Source organism: Streptomyces calvus, from assembly GCF_006782915.1.
GTDB classification, from domain to species: domain Bacteria; phylum Actinomycetota; class Actinomycetes; order Streptomycetales; family Streptomycetaceae; genus Streptomyces; species Streptomyces calvus.
The window spans coordinates 416,913-433,439 of sequence record NZ_VCNP01000043.1 but is presented as its reverse complement, the minus strand read 5'-3'; the positions used below and the strand labels follow the sequence as shown (position 1 = coordinate 433,439).

At 72.2% G+C, this 16,527-nt stretch carries 12 protein-coding genes; 8 read left to right on the top strand and 4 right to left on the bottom strand.

Going from position 1 to position 16,527, the window contains the following annotated elements; translation table 11 throughout:
• Positions 1 to 67: 67 nt before the first annotated feature.
• Entirely contained in the window at positions 68 to 1,570 is a 1,503-nt protein-coding gene (locus tag FGW31_RS20865; RefSeq protein ID WP_142194953.1) for a peptidoglycan recognition protein family protein, read from the bottom strand.
• Positions 1,571 to 1,710: 140 nt separating this feature from the next.
• On the opposite strand from FGW31_RS20865, the gene FGW31_RS20860 reads away from it, so the two are divergent.
• The 5 genes from FGW31_RS20860 to FGW31_RS20840 all read left to right on the top strand — a co-directional run bounded on the left by FGW31_RS20860 (position 1,711) and on the right by FGW31_RS20840 (position 9,889).
• Positions 1,711 to 2,472, top strand: a complete 762-nt coding sequence (locus tag FGW31_RS20860) for a TIGR03089 family protein (RefSeq protein ID WP_142194952.1) — start codon at positions 1,711 to 1,713, stop codon at positions 2,470 to 2,472.
• 237 nt (positions 2,473 to 2,709) lie between these two features.
• Positions 2,710 to 3,915, top strand: a complete 1,206-nt coding sequence (locus FGW31_RS20855) for an LCP family protein (protein WP_142194951.1) — start codon at positions 2,710 to 2,712, stop codon at positions 3,913 to 3,915.
• A gap of 265 nt (positions 3,916 to 4,180) precedes the next feature.
• Positions 4,181 to 5,920, top strand: coding sequence for an LCP family protein (locus tag FGW31_RS20850; protein WP_142194950.1), 1,740 nt, complete (start codon positions 4,181 to 4,183; stop codon positions 5,918 to 5,920).
• Positions 5,921 to 6,108: 188 nt separating this feature from the next.
• A complete protein-coding gene (locus tag FGW31_RS20845) occupies positions 6,109 to 7,614 on the top strand; it encodes an LCP family protein (protein ID WP_373303376.1) in 1,506 nt (501 codons plus the stop codon).
• Positions 7,615 to 8,290: 676 nt separating this feature from the next.
• On the top strand, positions 8,291 to 9,889 hold the full coding sequence (locus tag FGW31_RS20840; RefSeq protein WP_142194948.1) for an LCP family protein: 1,599 nt from the start codon (positions 8,291 to 8,293) through the stop codon (positions 9,887 to 9,889).
• A gap of 83 nt (positions 9,890 to 9,972) precedes the next feature.
• Here the strand turns inward: FGW31_RS20840 and FGW31_RS20835 are convergent, their stop codons facing one another.
• Positions 9,973 to 11,010 carry a glycosyltransferase family 2 protein gene (locus tag FGW31_RS20835; protein ID WP_142194947.1) on the bottom strand — a complete coding sequence of 346 codons (1,038 nt, stop codon included), beginning with the start codon at positions 11,008 to 11,010 and terminating at the stop codon, positions 9,973 to 9,975.
• A gap of 128 nt (positions 11,011 to 11,138) precedes the next feature.
• Between FGW31_RS20835 and FGW31_RS20830 the strand changes: the two genes are divergently transcribed.
• Complete coding sequence (locus FGW31_RS20830; protein WP_233452535.1) at positions 11,139 to 12,626, top strand: LCP family protein; 1,488 nt, start codon at positions 11,139 to 11,141, stop codon at positions 12,624 to 12,626.
• A gap of 18 nt (positions 12,627 to 12,644) precedes the next feature.
• Here the strand turns inward: FGW31_RS20830 and FGW31_RS20825 are convergent, their stop codons facing one another.
• Positions 12,645 to 13,202, bottom strand: coding sequence for an acyl-CoA thioesterase (locus FGW31_RS20825; protein WP_142194945.1), 558 nt, complete (start codon positions 13,200 to 13,202; stop codon positions 12,645 to 12,647).
• Between the two features lie 119 nt (positions 13,203 to 13,321).
• Here FGW31_RS20825 and FGW31_RS20820 point away from each other — a divergent pair, with 119 nt between their 5' ends.
• Positions 13,322 to 14,602 carry an LCP family protein gene (locus FGW31_RS20820; RefSeq protein ID WP_233452534.1) on the top strand — a complete coding sequence of 427 codons (1,281 nt, stop codon included), beginning with the start codon at positions 13,322 to 13,324 and terminating at the stop codon, positions 14,600 to 14,602.
• 64 nt (positions 14,603 to 14,666) lie between these two features.
• On the opposite strand, the gene FGW31_RS20815 is transcribed toward FGW31_RS20820, so the two are convergent.
• Positions 14,667 to 15,038, bottom strand: coding sequence for a four-helix bundle copper-binding protein (locus FGW31_RS20815; RefSeq protein WP_142194944.1), 372 nt, complete (start codon positions 15,036 to 15,038; stop codon positions 14,667 to 14,669).
• A 222-nt stretch (positions 15,039 to 15,260) separates the two neighbouring features.
• Between FGW31_RS20815 and FGW31_RS20810 the strand changes: the two genes are divergently transcribed.
• The gene (locus FGW31_RS20810; protein WP_142194943.1) at positions 15,261 to 16,463 is read left to right on the top strand and encodes a phospholipase D-like domain-containing protein; all 1,203 of its coding nucleotides are present in this window, start codon (positions 15,261 to 15,263) and stop codon (positions 16,461 to 16,463) included.
• Positions 16,464 to 16,527: the final 64 nt, after the last annotated feature.

Sequence of the window (16,527 nt, the reverse complement as noted above, 5' to 3'; positions counted from 1 at the left end):
GTGTATGCAGACCGTTCCGCAGCGCTCGCGACGGCGGTGCCTCCGGCAGGAAAGAGCCCCGGCCGCCTCAGCGTCCCTGGTAACGGGCCGCCGTGGAACGCGCGGTGCCGAGCTTGCGGTACAGCTTCCCCCCGGGACAGGTCGTGTTGAACCCGTCCCTGTGACCGGAGATCACGTTCAGTCGTACCTTCTTACCTTTTCGGTAGAGATTGCCACCTCCGGACGTCAGATATGTCTTGCCGCGCGGATTCATGCCGTGCAGGCCGAGTTTCCAGGCGGTGAGCCGGGCGACGGCCTTCACCGCCGAGGACGACGGCTTCTTCGAGCCGTAGGAGCCGATGACCGCGATGCCGGTCGTGTTGGTGTTGAACCCGAAGGTGTGGGCGCCCTTGACGGGCTTCGCCACTCCCCCGGCCCGGCCCTCGTAGATCCGCCCGCACTTGTCGACGAGGAAGTTGTAGCCGATGTCCCGCCAGCCCAGGCTCCGCACGTGATAGCGGTAGAAGCCGCGGATCAGCGACGGCGCCTGGGAGCAGGAGTACGTGTTGCCGGAGGCGGTGTGGTGCACGAAGGCCGCCTTGACCTTGCCGGTGTAGACGAACTGCTTCTCCCGCAGGCTCTCGTTGGCTCCCCAGCCGCGCCGCGTGACGATGGCGGGGCGCGGCCCGATGTACGGCTTGGCCCGCTGCTGCTCGGTCAGTTCGGTCCCGCGCAGGGCGAGGAGTTCCTGCCGGGTCTGTTCGCCGGTCAGCGCCGGGATCTCGGTGGCGCCGAGCGGTGCGAGCGCGGCGTTGGCCGCGGAGGCGGCGGTCGCCTCGGCGGTCAGGGCGCCGGTGCGGGAGGCGTCCGTGGCCCCGGCCGGGGCCGCGGCGGTCTCACCGGGGTCGATCAGTTCGAGCCGCAGGCCGGAGGGCAGCTCCGTGAGGGCACCGGCCTGGGGGGTCTGGGCGTCCTGGGCGTCCGGGGGGTCACTGTCGGGGCCGGCGTCGCCGTGGGAGTGACCAGCCCCGGCATCGCCGGCTGCCGCGTCGCCGCTCACTGACCCGCCGGGCTCGCCCGACTGCGGCTCCGGCTCCGGCTGTGGCTCCGGCTGCACCCGGATCTCCACGGCGTCCGACTCCCCGACCCACAACGGCGCCGTCGCCCCGCGCACCGCGTCCGAGGCGGCTTCCGCGGTGCCCGGGTCGGCCGCGTGGTCGGAGTAGTGGGTCTCGACGTCCTGCCAGCCGGACCAGGTACCAGTGGCGGCCGACCGGGTGCGGACCTGGACGCGGCCGTGGAGGTGGGCGGCGGGATCGTCCCAGACGACGCCGAGGAGGGAGAACTGCCGTACGGTCCGGGGGGCGAGGCCGAGGACGGCGGCGCCGGTGGCGCGGTCGCGGGTGAGGGGTCTCAGGGGCAGCGACTGGGTGCTGCCGGGAACGTCGGGCCGGGCCGTCGTCCCTGCCCGCGGGGCCGCTTCCGCCGGAGCCGCCGGTCGGGTGTCCGCGGCGGTGGCGGGCGGGACGAGCGGGAGGGCGAGGGCTGCGGCGCAGGTGACACCGATCGAGGAAGCAACAAATCCACGCATACCACCGACCTTGTCCATAGTCAGACAATTCTGTCCAACGGTGACTTGACGGGCCGTCGGGGCCCGTTCCCCCGAACCGGTGTCTGCCGCATGCGTCCGACGGGCGGTGCGCGCGGGCGGGCCCGCGTACGCTAGCGCGGGTGAACGCCACCGACCGCACCCCCGCCGACCTGCTGAGTTCCGCGCTGTCCGCGGACCCCGGACGCCCTCTGGTGACCTTCTACGACGACGCCACGGGCGAACGCGTCGAATTGTCCGTGGCCACCTTCGCCAATTGGGTGGCCAAGACCGCCAACCTCCTCCAGGACGAGCTCTCCGTCGAACCCGGCGACCGGGTGGCGCTGCTGCTGCCCGCGCACTGGCAGACGGCGGTCTGGCTGCTGGCGTGCGCGTCGGTGGGCGTGATCGCGGACGTGGCCGGGGACCCGGCGGCGGCCGACGTGGTCGTCAGCGGCCCGGAGCCGGAGTCGCTGGAGGCGGCACGGGCCTGCTCGGGCGCCCGGGTGGCGCTGGCGCTCCGGCCGCTCGGCGGGCGCTTCCCGCAGCCGCCGGAGGGCTTCGCCGACTACGCCGTCGAGGTGCCGGGCCAGGGCGACCGGTTCGTGCCGTACGCGCCCGTCGACCCCGAGGAGCCGGCGCTGATCGTGGCCGGACGGGAGTTCACCGGCGCGGAGGTGGTCGAGCGGGCCCGCGCGGAGGCGGCGGAGCGCGGACTGACCGGGCCGGGCTCGCGGATCCTGTCGGGACTGCCGTTCGACACCTGGGAGGGTCTGCACGCGGGCCTGTACGGGCCGCTCGCGACCGGCGGCTCGGTGGTGCTCTGCCGCCACCTGGACCGGCTCGCGGACGACGCCCTGGACAAGCGGGTGGAGAGCGAGCGCGTGGCGGTCATCGCCCGCTGACCCACCGTCCTCCGGCACCGCGGCGTCCCAAACCCGCCCGGCCGCCGCACCACCCGTCCGCCCCGCCCCGTCCCCCGTTCGGCGCAGCACCGGCCGCCGCACGGCATCCTGCCGGGCCATCGTCGTAGCGACGGCACACGCCAGGTGCCGCGCACCGCGCTCCCGTACGACGGGCCACGGTCCGCGCTCCCGTACGACGGGCCACGGTCCCGTACGCAGTGAGGGGTGGACACGGTCATGAGCGACTCCGCAGGCACGCCCCCCGTACCGCCGGGCGGCAGGCGCGGTCCCGGCACGGGGACGGGCGCCTCGGCGAGCGGGCGGGGGCGGTCGCGGCGCAGGCGACGGCGCTGGAGGCACGGTACGGCGCTCGTGGCCGCCGTCGCGCTGCTCGGGGTGGCGGGGGCCGGGTGGGCGGTGTACATGAAGCTGGAGGGGAACATCACGCCGGACGAGGCGGCGGCGGCCGAACTGGCGCGCTTCGAGAAGGAGCGGCCCACCGCGCTCGTCCAGGGCGCCCGGAACATCCTGCTGATCGGGTCGGACTCGCGTGCGGGCGAGGAGAACCGCCGTTACGGACGGGACCCGGGGACGGAGCGCTCCGACACCGTGATCCTGCTGCATCTGTCGGCGGGCCGGCGCAGCGCCACCGCGGTGTCCATACCCCGGGACCTGATGGTGAACGTGCCCGGCTGTCGCCGTCCGGACGGATCCCGTTCGCAGCCGATGTTCACGTTGTTCAACTCCGCTTTCGAAGTGGGCGGTTCGGCCTGCACGATTCGCACCGTCGAGAAACTCACGGACATCCGCGTCGATCACCACGTCGTCGTCGACTTCGCCGGATTCAAGGACATGGTCGACGCGGTGGACGGTGTCGAGGTGTGCCTGCGCGAGCCCGTCGACGACGAGGCCGCCGAACTGAAGCTGCCAGCGGGCCGGGTGACGCTGAGCGGGGAGCAGGCGCTGGGTTACGTGCGCGCCCGCAAGAGCCTCGGCGACGGCAGCGACACCAGCCGCATGGAGCGGCAGCAGCGCTTCCTCGGCGCGCTCGTCAACAAGGTGCACAGCAACGACGTCCTGCTGAACCCGGTGAAGCTGTATCCGGTCCTGGACGCGGCCACCTCGTCCCTCACCACCGACCCCGAACTGGCCAGTTTGCGCGGCTTGTACCAACTCGTCCGCGGACTGCGCCAGATCCCCACGGAAGATGTGCAATTCCTGACCGTTCCGCGGGAGGCGTACTCCGGAGACGTCAATCGCGACCAGCTCGCCCAGCCCGCCGCGGCGGAATTGTTCGAGCGGCTGCGCGAGGACGCACCCGTTGCGGTCGATACGGACGGTGACGGAAAGGCCACGAAAACGGAATCGGGGAAGCCGTCCGGCGACACCTCCCCGGCCCCGACATTCTCGGGAAACACCGCCGCCGAGGACACCTGCACGTAAAGCCCGCCTCAAAACCCGTGCGGTCCGCGACCCCCGCGACGCGGCTCCGGGAACATTCGTCCAGGGAAATGGGCGGATTGGCCCCTTGTAGGAACGTGCAATTCATCACCGGCGTCGCCCGGGGCCGATCTGGACCGTTAGTGTGAGCGCTCCGGTGCGTCCGTTCCCTCAGGCCTGCCCTGAGGTCCCGCACTGTGCAAACGAGACCCGAGCGCCTTGGGAGGGGAAAGGCGCCGCGTGGCCCCGACGGAGGATTCAGGCAACCGTGGACGCGCAAGGCCGTGGGCGGGCGGAGAACGTCGACCCCGCAGACCAGTGGGTGCTCAATCCGGACACCGGCGAATACGAATTGCGACTGGGCAGTTCCGCTCCGCAGCCGACCGTGCCGGGACCGCGTGCCTCCCGCTCCGCGGGCGCTCGGCGCGGCCGGACGCAGTCCTCGGGCCGTGCGGCCGCGCGGGAGACGTCCGCCGCGGAGGTGCCGCCGCAGCGCAGGCGCCGGGGCGGCACGGCCGAGGAGCCGCCGGCCGGGCGGCGCGGCCGCCGGCCGGCGAAGAAGAAGCCGAAGGCGAAGAAGGTCCTCATGTGGACCGGCGGCACCATGGCGTTCGTGGTGCTCGCCGTCGGCGTGGCCGGCTACCTGTATCTGGAGCACCTGAACGACAACATCTCGTCCGTCTCCGACGACGGCGCCAGCACCGGCGGCTTCAAGAAGGACGAGGCGATCAACATCCTGCTGATCGGCACCGACAAGCGCACCGGTTCCGGCAACGAGGGATACGGCGACACGGGCAGCGCCGGGCACGCCGACACCACGATCCTGCTGCACGTCTCCAAGGACCGCTCCAACGCGACCGCGCTGAGCATCCCGCGCGACCTGATAGTCGACATCCCCGACTGCCCGACGCAGCAGGAGGACGGCAGCGAGAAGGTGATCCCGGGCGAGTCCGGCGTCCGCTTCAACATCAGCCTCGGCCAGAGCGGCCGTACGCCCAGCTGCACCATGCGGACCGTGACCGAGCTGACCGGCATCAAGCCGGACAACTTCATGGTCGCCGACTTCAACGCCGTCAAGACGCTGACGTCCGCGGTCGGCGGCGTCGAGGTGTGCCTGGCGAAGGACATCGACGACCCGGACTCGCATCTGAAGCTGCCCAAGGGCGAGCACACCATCGAGGGCGAGCAGGCCCTGGCGTTCGTGCGCACCCGGCACTCGGTCGGCATGGGCGGCGACCTGAGCCGGATCGAGCTCCAGCAGCAGTTCCTCAGCTCGCTGATGCGCAAGCTGAAGTCGAACGACACCCTCACCAGCCCCTCCAAGATGATCAAGCTGGCGGAGGCGGGCACCGAGGCGCTCACCGTCGACTCCCAGCTGGACAGCATCGGCAAGCTCAAGGACCTCGGCCTGGAACTGGGCAAACTCAACGTCAAGAACCTGTCGTTCACCACGGTGCCGGTGAAGGACAACCCGGCGGAGACGGTGAAGACGACCGTCGTCCTCGACGAGTCCAAGGCACCGGACGTCTTCGACCTGATCCGCAACGACGTGTCGTTCACCGAGGTCAAGCAGCAGAAGAAGAAGGAGAAGGCGGAGGTCGCCGCCCGGCTCAAGGGCGAGAAGGCACCGGCCTCCGAGGTCCGCGTGCGGATCCTCAACGGCGGCGCGCCCGGCGGCAGCGCCCAGGAGACCCTCAGCTGGCTCCAGGTCGAGGAGGGCGTCGAGAAGTCCGAGAACGCCGGCAACGCGCCCGCACAGCTGGACAAGACGACGCTGGAGTACGCCCCCGACCAGGCCGCCCAGGCGCGCCGCCTGGCCGACATCCTGGGGCTGTCGGGGTCGGCGATGAAGCCGGGTGAGAGCGTCCTCAACGCCCAGGGCCTGCCCGCGATGTCACTGACCCTCGGCAAGGACTTCAAGGGTGCCGGAGTCTCGCTCACGCCGCCGGACAAGGCACCCGACGACATCAAGAAGTCCACGGCGGACAAGGTCGAGTGCGCCAAGTGACCTGACGGGCCCGTTCCGCGCCGGCGACGGCACGAGGCGGGCCCGTTGCCGTGCGAGGCGCGCGACAGGGGCCCGCGACGGGTCCGTTCCACGGGGCGAGGGACGGGAAGACGCAGACGATGACGCGAAGCGGCGCGCGCGGGCAGGGAACACGACCGACAGCGGTGCCCCGGAGAGTACGGCACGCGCTGCGCCGGTCGGCGACGGTCCTGGCCTCACTGATCCTCACCGTGTCCGGCGCCGGCTACCTGTACACCGAGCACCTGAACGGCAACATCGAGAAGGGCGAGCGCAGCAGCGGCGACTCCAAGGCGCGCCGGTCCGGAGCGAACGCGGCCGGGCAACGGCCCCTGAACATCCTGCTGATCGGCTCCGACAGCCGGGCGTCCGCGGCGAACGCCGAGCTCGGCGGCGGCCGGGACACGCGCGGCAATCCGCCGCTGGGCGACGTGCAGATGCTGATCCACGTGGCCGCCGACCGCAGGAGCGCGGCCGTGGTGAGCGTCCCCCGCGACACCCGGGTCGACATTCCCCGGTGCACCGACCCGGCCACCGGAGAGACCCACCCGGCGACCAACGGCATCATCAACACCTCGCTGGCCCGCGGCGGCGCCGGCTGCACGCTGGCCACCTGGGAGAAGCTCACCGGCGTCTACATCGACCACTGGATGACCATCGACTTCGCGGGCGTGGTGACCATGGCCGACGCCGTCGGCGGTGTCGAGGTCTGCGTCAGCCAGAACGTGTGGGATCGTCCGCTGCCCGGCGTGCCCGGCGGCTCGGGCCTGAAGATGACCGCCGGGACCCACGGGGTCGAGGGCGAGCAGGCGCTGCAGTGGCTGCGCACCCGGCACGCCTGGGGCAGCGACGTCCTGCGCATCCGCGCCCAGCGCATGTACATGAACTCGATGATCCGCACCCTGCGGGACCAGAACGTCTTCACCGACACCGGCCGTCTGACCGACCTGGCCGAGGCGGCGACGAAGTCGCTGACGGTCTCGGAGGAGATCGGCTCGGTGCGGAAGCTGTACGACCTGGCGATGCAGCTGAGGACGGTGCCGCCGGAGCGCATCACCATGACGACGCTGCCCACCACCGAGGATCCGCAGGACCGCAACCACCTGGTCGCGGCCGGTGCCGAGGCCGAGCGGATGTGGACCATGCTCCGGGACGACGTGCCCTTCGACGGCGCGGGCGCCACGACGGCCCCGCGCGAGGCCGCCGACGGCGACGAGGAAGACCGCGGGGACGGGGCCAAGCCCGCCGGACCGGCCGCGCCCGACGCGGAGATCGACGTCCGGGTGCGCAACGCCACCGGGTCCGCGACGCTCGGCCCGGTGAACGGCCGGGCCGGCGACATCGCCCGGTCGCTGCGGGCGAAGGGCTTCGCCCGCGCCGCGGCGGACACCTCCGGCGCACCGGCCGCGGAGCGGACCGTCGTACGCTATGCGGACGCCGGGTCGGAGGGTGACGCCCTGAGGGTCGCCAAGTCGCTGGGCGTTCCGGCGAGTTCGGTCGAGCGGTCGGCCGGCGTCACCGGTGTCACGGTGGTGGTCGGCGCCGACTGGCGCGAGGGCACGGCCTATCCGCGGCGGCCGGCCTCCGGTTCCGGGGACCTGCCACGGGACGCCGACGCGCTCAACGGGTCCGAGACGGCCGCATGCATGGACGTGTACGGCCCGTACCGCTGGTAGCGGTCCGCGCCCCGGTGCGGACGACGCTTGCCGCACCCGGTGCGGAAGCGGCCTCCGGCCGGTGCAGAAGCGGCCTTCGCGCCCGGTGCCGGAGCGGCCTCCGCGCCCGGAGCGGAAGCGGCCTCCGGCCGGTGCAGAAGCGGCCTCCGCGCCCGGAGCGGAAGCGGCCTCCGGCCGGTGCCGGAGCGGCCTCCGCACCCGGTGCGGAAGCGGCCTCCGGCCGGTGCCGGAGCGGCCTCCGCGGCCGGAGCGGAAGCGGCCTCCGGCCGGTGCGGGAGCGGCCTTCGCGCCCGGTGCCGGAGCGGCCTCCGCGCCCGGAGCGGAAGCGGCCTCCGGCCGGTGCAGAAGCGGCCTCCGCGCCCGGAGCGGAAGCGGCCTCCGGCCGGTGCCGGAGCGGCCTCCGCACCCGGTGCGGAAGCGGCCTCCGGCCGGTGCCGGAGCGGCCTCCGCGGCCGGAGCGGAAGCGGCCTCCGGCCGGTGCGGGAGCGGCCTTCGCGCCCGGTGCCGGAGCGGCCTCCGCGCCCGGAGCGGAAGCGGCCTTCGTGGTCGGTCGTGAACAGTTGAAGTCGGTGCCGTTCGCGGGGCAACTGACGGGCGCGTCGAGCGTCTAACAGGACGCGGGACGGGCCCGACGTGACGAGTCGAGGAGTTGCCAGGGGTGGGCAGGACGGGTGCAGTGACACAGAACGCCGCGCCGGAGACGCTCCGTGACGAGGAGTCCGAACAGGACCCGGACGAGAGCCCGTCCGACGCCGGGGATCCTCCGCGCCGGCGCCGCGTGCGCCGGCTGCTCAAGTGGTTCGCGGCGGTGCTGGCACTGCTCATATTCGGCGCCGCCGGGGCGGGTTACCTCTACTACCGGCAGCTGAACGACAACATCAAGAAGGACCCACTGAACCTGGGCGACAGCAAGGTCGCCGCGCCGACGCCGAACGCGGCCGGCCAGACCCCGCTGAACATCCTGCTCATCGGCAGCGACGCCCGCGACAGCGAGGAGAACCAGCAACTCGGCGGCGCCCGCGAGACGTTCGGCTCCACCCCGCTCGCCGACGTCCAGATGCTGGTGCACCTGTCCGCCGACCGGTCCAACATGTCCGTGATCAGCATGCCGCGCGACACCCTGGTCCACATCCCCCAGTGCACCGACCCGGACGACGGCACCGTGTACCCGGCGAGCAACGGGCGCACGATGGCCAACCAGAGCCTCGGGCACGGCGGTCCGGGCTGCACCGTGGCCACCTGGCAGGAGCTCACCGGCGTCCACATCGACCACTTCGTCATGGTCGACTTCGCGGGCGTGGTGTCCATGGCGGACGCGGTCGGCGGTGTCCCGGTGTGCGTGGACGCCAACATCCACTCGCGGGACAGCCAGGGCCACGGCTCCGGGCTGAAACTGCCCGAGGGCACCCACCCGGTGAAGGGCGAGCAGGCCCTGCAGTGGCTGCGCACCCGCTACGGCTTCGAGGACGGCAGCGACCTCGCCCGCGCCAAGGCGCAGCACATGTACATGAACTCACTGGCCCGGCAGCTGCGCGAGAACGCCACTCTGAGCAGCCCCAACAACCTGCGCAGACTGGCCGAGAAGGCCACCGAGGCGCTCACCGTGGACCCCGGCCTCGACACGGTGAAGAAGCTCTACGACCTGAGCGCGGAGCTGCGCAAGGTGAAGCCGGAGCGCATCACCATGACGACGATGCCCAACCGGTACGTGGGCGCCCGGGTCGAGCCGACCGAGGACGCCGAGAAGCTGTTCCGTCTGGTGCGGGAGGACATCGCCCTCGACGGCAGGGACGCGAAGCCCGTGCGGGACGGGGAGAAGAAGGCTTCGGCCGAACCGTCCGACGTGCCCGCCGACGAACCCGCCGACGACGCCGGGATCGCCGTCCAGGTCCGCAACGGCACCCGCACCGACACCCTGGCGGCCGCGCCCGGACGGACCGCCACGGTGGCCGGGGTGCTGCGGGAGAAGGGCTTCACGCAGGCGAGCGCCGACACCACGAGCGCCCTCAGCGAGGAGCGGACGGTGGTGCGCTACCCGAGCGCCGACCTGGAGGGCGACGCCCGGCGCGTCGCCGAGGCGCTCGGCATCCCGGCGGACGCGGTGGAGCGGTCCACCGACGTGTCCGGTGTCACGCTCGTGGTGGGCGCCGACTGGCGCGAGGGCACGGAGTACGCGGCGCCCGAGGAGGACGACAGCGTTCCCGAGTCGGCGCAGGCGCTCAACGGGGCCGACGACAAGGCCTGCATGCACGTCAACCCGGCCTTCACCTGGTGACGACACGTGAGGGGGCCTCCCCGGCCGGGGAGGCCCCCTCACGACGGCTGACGGGCCGGCACGGCCCCTCACGACGGGTGGCGTCAGGCGGCCGGCGCGTCCGCGTGGACGGCGGGGCGCCGGGAGGCGATGACCTTCTTCGCCAGCGCGCGCGGACTGGTCAGGAAGCCCCAGCCCCACGACATGTGCATGGTGGCCAGCGCCACCGGGATCTGCAGCCGCGCCTTCAGCGGCAGGCCCTTGCCGGCCGGTACCGAGCCCGCCACGATCGCGGCGAGGTAGCCGCCGGGGACCACGAAGCCCCACGGCGTGAGCGCCGCGCCCACCACGAGCCCGGCCGCGATCGCGCACACCGCGGTCGGCGGGGCCAGATAGCGCAGGTTGATGGAGCCGGAGTGGTAGCGGGCCACGACGTGCCGCCAGCGCCCGTAGTCCTTGTACTGCTTGGCCAGCGCCCGCACGCTCGGCCGGGGCCGGTAGGACACCTTCAGTTCCGGCGAGAACCAGATCAGCCCGCCCGCCTCACGGATGCGGAAGTTCAGCTCCCAGTCCTGGGCGCGGATGAACTCCACGTTGTAGCCGCCCTGACGCTCCAGCGCCTCGCGCCGGAAGACACCGAGGTACACGGTCTCGGCGGGGCCCGCCTGGCCGCCGGTGTGGAAGGCGGCGTTGCCGACGCCTATCTTCGACGTCATCGCGGCGGCGACCGCGTGCTCCCAGTCGTTCTCCCCCTCGGCGTGCATGATGCCGCCGACGTTCTGCGCGCCGGTCTCCTCCAGGAGCCGCACGGCGGTCGCGATGTAGTTCGGGGAGAGCATCCCGTGCCCGTCGACGCGGACCACGACCGGATGGCGCGAGGCCTTGATCGCCGCGTTGAGGGCGGCCGGGGTGCGGCCGGTCGGGTTGGGCACGGTGTGCACCCGCGGGTCCTCGGCCACGAGCTCGGCGGCGATCTCGTCCGTGCGGTCCGTGGAGGGACCGAGGGCGATCACGACCTCCATCTCGCCGGCGTACTCCTGGGCGAGGATCGCGCGGACGGCGCCACGCAGATGCCTCTCCTCGTTGAGGACGGGCATGATCACGGAAACGGCGGGGAGCCGCACGTCGGGATTGGCGTTCATAGAGCGCTCACGTTACCGCGAACGGGGGATACCGGTGCGCGCGCCGGGGGCGATGCGCCGGGCCGCAGATCCTATCGGCCTACGGTGCTCACGATCGCTCGCACGGCCGTCGTCCGGAGGTGTCCCCCTTGCCCACGCCGCCGCGGTCCTCCCGGCCCCGCACCGCACCCCGGCCCTCCCGGCGGCCGTCCGCCCGGGACGCCCGCCCGCCCGCGCCCGCTCCCGCTCCCGCGCGCCGCAGGCCCCGCTGGGTCATGCGCACCGTCACCACGCTGTCGGTCGTGGTGCTCGCCTCCGCCGGGATCGGACACGCGGTGCTCAGCAGCCTCGACGAGGACATCGAACGCGTCGACCCGTTCCGCGACATGAAGAACCGGCCCGAGGCCGGGCACGGCATGAACATCCTGCTCGTCGGCACGGACGGCCGCGAGAAGATCGGCCGGGAGGAGCGGGAGAAGTACCGGCTCGGCGGGGCGCCCTGCCACTGCACCGACACGATCATGATCGTGCACATCTCGGAGGACCGGGATCGCGCCAGCGTGGTCAGCCTGCCCCGCGACTCCTACGCGGTGACGCCCCCGCACACCGACCGCGTCAGCGGCGAACGGCACGGGGAGCACCCCCTGAAGCTGAACGCGGCGTACGCGGAGGGCGGGCCGCAGCTGACCGTGCGCACGGTCGAGAAGATGACCCGGGTGAAGATCGACCACTATCTGGAGGTCGACTTCGCCAGCTTCATGAAGACGGTGGACGTGGTCGGCGGCGTGGAGGTCTGCACCGACCAGCGGCTGAAGGACAGCCACACCGGTCTCGACCTGCCCGCCGGCCGGCACACCCTCAAGGGCGGCCAGGCCCTGCAGTACGTGCGGGCCCGCCATGTCGACGGCGCCTCCGACCTCAGCCGGATGAAGCGCCAGCAGCACTTCATGGCGGCGCTGGTGGACCGGGCCACGTCCTCCGGGATCCTGCTGAACCCGATGAGGTTCCGGGACGTGACCCGTGCCGTGCTCGGCTCGGTTCGCGCGGACGAGGGCTTCGGCACCGACGAGCTGCTGGACCTCGGCCGGGCGATGCGGAACTTCTCACCCGCCTCCTCGGAGTTCACCACGGTGCCGGTCGCGGCGGTCGGCCACACCGTGAAGGGCGTCGGCTCCACGCTGAAGTGGGACACCGAGAAGTCCCAGCGGATCTTCGAGGCGCTGCGCCGCGACCAGCCGCTGACCGGGCACCGCACGCGCGACGAGGCGCAGCGGGTGCCGGTCGACCCGCGGCAGATCCGGGTCCAGGTCGAGAACGGCACCCGCACGCCCGGTCTGGGGCGGCGCGTGGACGCGGCCCTCGCGGCGATCGGCTTCGGCACCACACGGGCCCCGGTCAACGCGGCCGACCGGGACGTGAAGCGGACCGTCGTCGCCTACGACCCGCGGTGGGACCGCTCCGCGAAGTCCCTCGCGGCGGCCCTGCCGGGCAGTGAACTGCGTGCGGTGAAGGGCCAGGGCGCCACGCTGAAGGTGATCGCGGGCGCCGACTTCGAGAAGGTCCGCAAGGTCCGGGCGCTGGACCCGGGGCAGGGCGAGTTCGGGGTGGTGCGGGGCGACGAGGTGGGCTGTTCCTGAGTGCCGGGCCGGGGCCGGTCAGTCCTCGAAGCCCTCCGCCGCGCGCTTCTCGCGCAGTTCCATGATCGCCCGGCGGCGGGCCAGCCGGTGGGTGCGGCGGATCTGGGCCTCCTGGTAGCGGCGCTCGTCGCGCTCGGTCTCGGGTATCACCGGCGGCACCCGGCGCGGCTTGCCGTCGGCGTCGACGGCGGCGAACACCAGGTAGGCCGAGCCGACCTGGGTGGCGGGCGCCGACTCGTTCCAGCGCTCGGCCAGCACCCGCACGCCGACCTCCATCGAGGTCCGTCCGGTCCAGTTGACCTGGGCCTTCACATGGACCAGGTCGCCGACGCGGACCGGTTCGAGGAACGCCATCTCGTCCATGGACGCGGTGACGGCCGGCCCTCCGGAGTGCCGCCCGGCGACGGCCCCCGCCGCGTCGTCCACCAGCTTCATGATCACCCCGCCGTGCACCGTGCCCAGGAGGTTGGTGTCGTTGTGGGTCATGATGTGGCTGAGTGTCGTACGGGACGCCGAGGTGGGCTTGCCGGGGATGTCCGGAGTCTCCGTCTGTGCGGCTGGGGCCTGGTCTGTCATGGCCTCCACCTTATGCCGAGGTCACATCGGTGGGATTTGTGTCAGCTTCGCAACAGCGGTGCCCTGATTTTCCGACGACCCTTGTATGACGCACAGCCGGGGCCTGCACACTGTTGCCCATGACTGATTGGCCCGAGGCAAGGTCCGACGACAACCGCGGCGGACGCTACGGACGCGGGAGCGGCAGCGCGCAGCCCGAGGGCGCCCGTGTCATGCGGCAGGTCCGCCGCGGCCCGGCGGCCCCGCCCGGGCAGGGCGCGTACGGCGGTGTCCCGCAGCAGCCGTCGTACGTGGACGGCCACGGCGGGCCCGAGGCCTACGACAGCGGCTACAACACGGGCCAGGTCTACGGCAGGCCGGCCGGCGGTCCCGGTGGCCCCGGCGGCCCCGGCGGTGGACCCGGTCACGGTCCCGGGCCGGCGCCCGACTGGCGCCGCCGCATCAAGTGGACGGCGATCACCGTGGTGACCGTGCTGGTCGTGACGACCGTCGGCACGTACTTCTGGGCCGACGGCAAGCTCAACCGCGAGGTCGACCTCGCCACGGTCGTCGACCGGCCCGAGCCGGGCGAGGGCACCAACTACCTGATCGTCGGCTCCGACAGCCGCGAGGGCATGTCCGACGAGGACAAGAAGAAGCTGCACACCGGGTCCGCCGAGGGCAAGCGCACGGACTCGATGATGATCCTGCACACCGGCGACAACGGGCCCACGCTGATCTCGCTGCCCCGTGACTCCAACGTCACGATCCCGGAGTTCAAGGGCTCGGAGTCGGGCAAGACCCGGCCCGCCATGGGCGCGAACAAGCTGAACGCGGCGTACTCCATCGACGGCCCGACGCTGCTGGTGCGCACGGTGGAGTTCAACACCGGCCTGCACATCGACCACTACGTGGAGATCGGCTTCGCCGGCTTCGCCAACATCGTGGACGCGGTCGGCGGCGTCGAGATGGACATCCCGCAGGACATCAAGGACACCAAGTCCGGCGCCGACTTCAAGAAGGGCAAGCAGACCCTGAACGGCGAGGAGGCCCTGGCCTTCGTCCGCACCCGGTACGCGCTGGCCGGCTCCGACCTGGACCGGACGAAGAACCAGCAGAAGTTCCTCTCCGCGCTCGCCAACCAGGTGGCCACGCCGGGCACCGTCCTCAACCCGTTCAAGCTGTACCCGACGATGGGCGCGGGCCTGGACTCGCTGGTCGTCGACAAGGACATGGGGCTGTTCGACCTGGCCGGGATGTTCTGGGCGATGAAGGGTGTCAGCGGCGGCGAGGGCACGTCGATGAACATGCCGATATCGGGCAGCGCCGGCAACGGCAACCTGCAGTGGGACATGCCGAAGGTGAAGCAGCTGGTCGAGCAGCTGAAGAACGACGAGAAGGTCACCGTCTCCGGCAACTGAGACCCGACGACGGCGAAGGGGCGTCCCGCCACGGGGCGCCCCTTCGCCGTGTCCGGCGGCTGCGTCACATCGTGGCGCCCGCCATCGCGCGGCACGTCTCGGAGCAGCGGCGACAGGACTCGGCGCAGCGCATCATCCGGTCGTCGTCCGGCATCGACATGCACGCCTCGGCACACAGGTCGCAGGCCTGCGCGCACATCGTGCACATCTCGTTCGCCAGCGGTGAGCGGCGCATCATCATGTCGGCGCACATGCGGGTCATCTCCGCGCAGTCCATGAGCGCCCGCATGATCCGCATCTGGGCCTGGCCGCCCTTCTGCAGACAGGAACTCATGGTCTCCTCGCACACCCCGTGACAGGCCATGCAGGCGTTGACGCAGTCCTGCATCTCCTTGCTCAGGGGTTCCAGGGTGGTGGTGGGCTGCTGCTGGGTCATGGTTCCTCCCGGGGGACGGCGGGAACCGGCGATCGGTCCCCGCCCCTCCGTCCTACGCCCCGCACCCCAAGACCACCACAGGACGGACGGAACCATCCGAAACGGACGCTCCGTGATGTGCGGCACGTCGGACGCGGCCGCTGCGTGGAACCGCCGTCAGCGGCAAGGAGACGGGGGGAATCCGGACGGGACGAGCGGGCCCGGGAGGCAGGGAGAGCGGACGTGACGGGACAGGCGGATACCGGACGGCGGGCGGCGGAGCCCGAAGCGCCGGGCGAGAGACAGCGGCTGCGCAGACGGCTGGAGCGGCTCATCGGCATCGCCGCGACCGAGGGCAACGAGCTCCTTCCGCTGCGCAACGGCGACGAGATCTTCCCCGCGATGCTGGACGCCGTCCGCGCCGCGGAACACACCGTCGACATGATGACCTTCGTGTACTGGCGCGGCGACATCGCGCGGGAGTTCGCCGCCGCGCTGGCCGACCGGGCACGCGCGGGAGTGCGGGTACGGCTGCTGCTGGACGGTTTCGGCGCCAAGGAGATAGAGCCGGACCTGCTGGACGCCATGGACGAAGCGGGCGTCCAGGTGGCCTGGTTCCGCAGGCCCGCGCGGCTGTCGCCGATGCGGCAGAACCACCGCTGCCACCGCAAGGTCCTGGTCACCGACGAGCACACCGCCTTCACCGGGGGCGTCGGCATCGCCCAGGAGTGGTGCGGCGACGCCCGCAACCCCGGCGAGTGGCGCGACACCCACGTGCGGGTCCGGGGACCCGCCGTGGACGGCATCGCCGCGGCGTTCGCCCAGAACTGGGCCGAGTGCCACGACGACCTGTACGACGAGCACGACCGCTTCACCGCGCAGGAGCAGCCGGGCCGGGCCACGGTCCAGGTGGTGCGGGGCTCTGCGAGCTTCGGCTGGCAGGACATGCAGACGCTGCTGCGCGTCGCGATCACCTCGGCGCAGGAGCGCTTCCGGCTGTCCACGGCCTACTTCGCCCCGGACACCTACTTCGTGGACCTGCTGGCGGCCGCGGCGCGGCGGGGCGTGCGCGTCGAGATCCTGCTGCCCGGCCCGCACACCGACCAGCGGGTCTGCCGCTTGGCCGGGCGGCAGCACTACCAGACCCTGGTCGACGCGGGCGTGGAGGTGCGCGAGTACCAGCCGACGATGCTCCACACGAAGGTCATCACGGTGGACGGCGTCTGCTCCCTGATCGGCTCGACCAACGTCAACCGGCGCTCGCTGGAGCACGACGAGGAGGTCATGCTGGCCGTCCTCGACGAGGACTTCACGGCCGCGCTCGACGCCGACTTCGACGCCGACCGGAAACTGAGCGAGCCGGTGGACCCGGCCCGCTGGAGGCGCCGCCCGCTGCCCCTGCGGCTCGCCGAGGCCGCGGTCACCCCGATCCGCCGGTTCCTGTGACGGCACGCGGCGGCCGGGAAACGGCAAGGGCGCCCGGCATCCGGGCGCCCTTCGCTCACGGTTC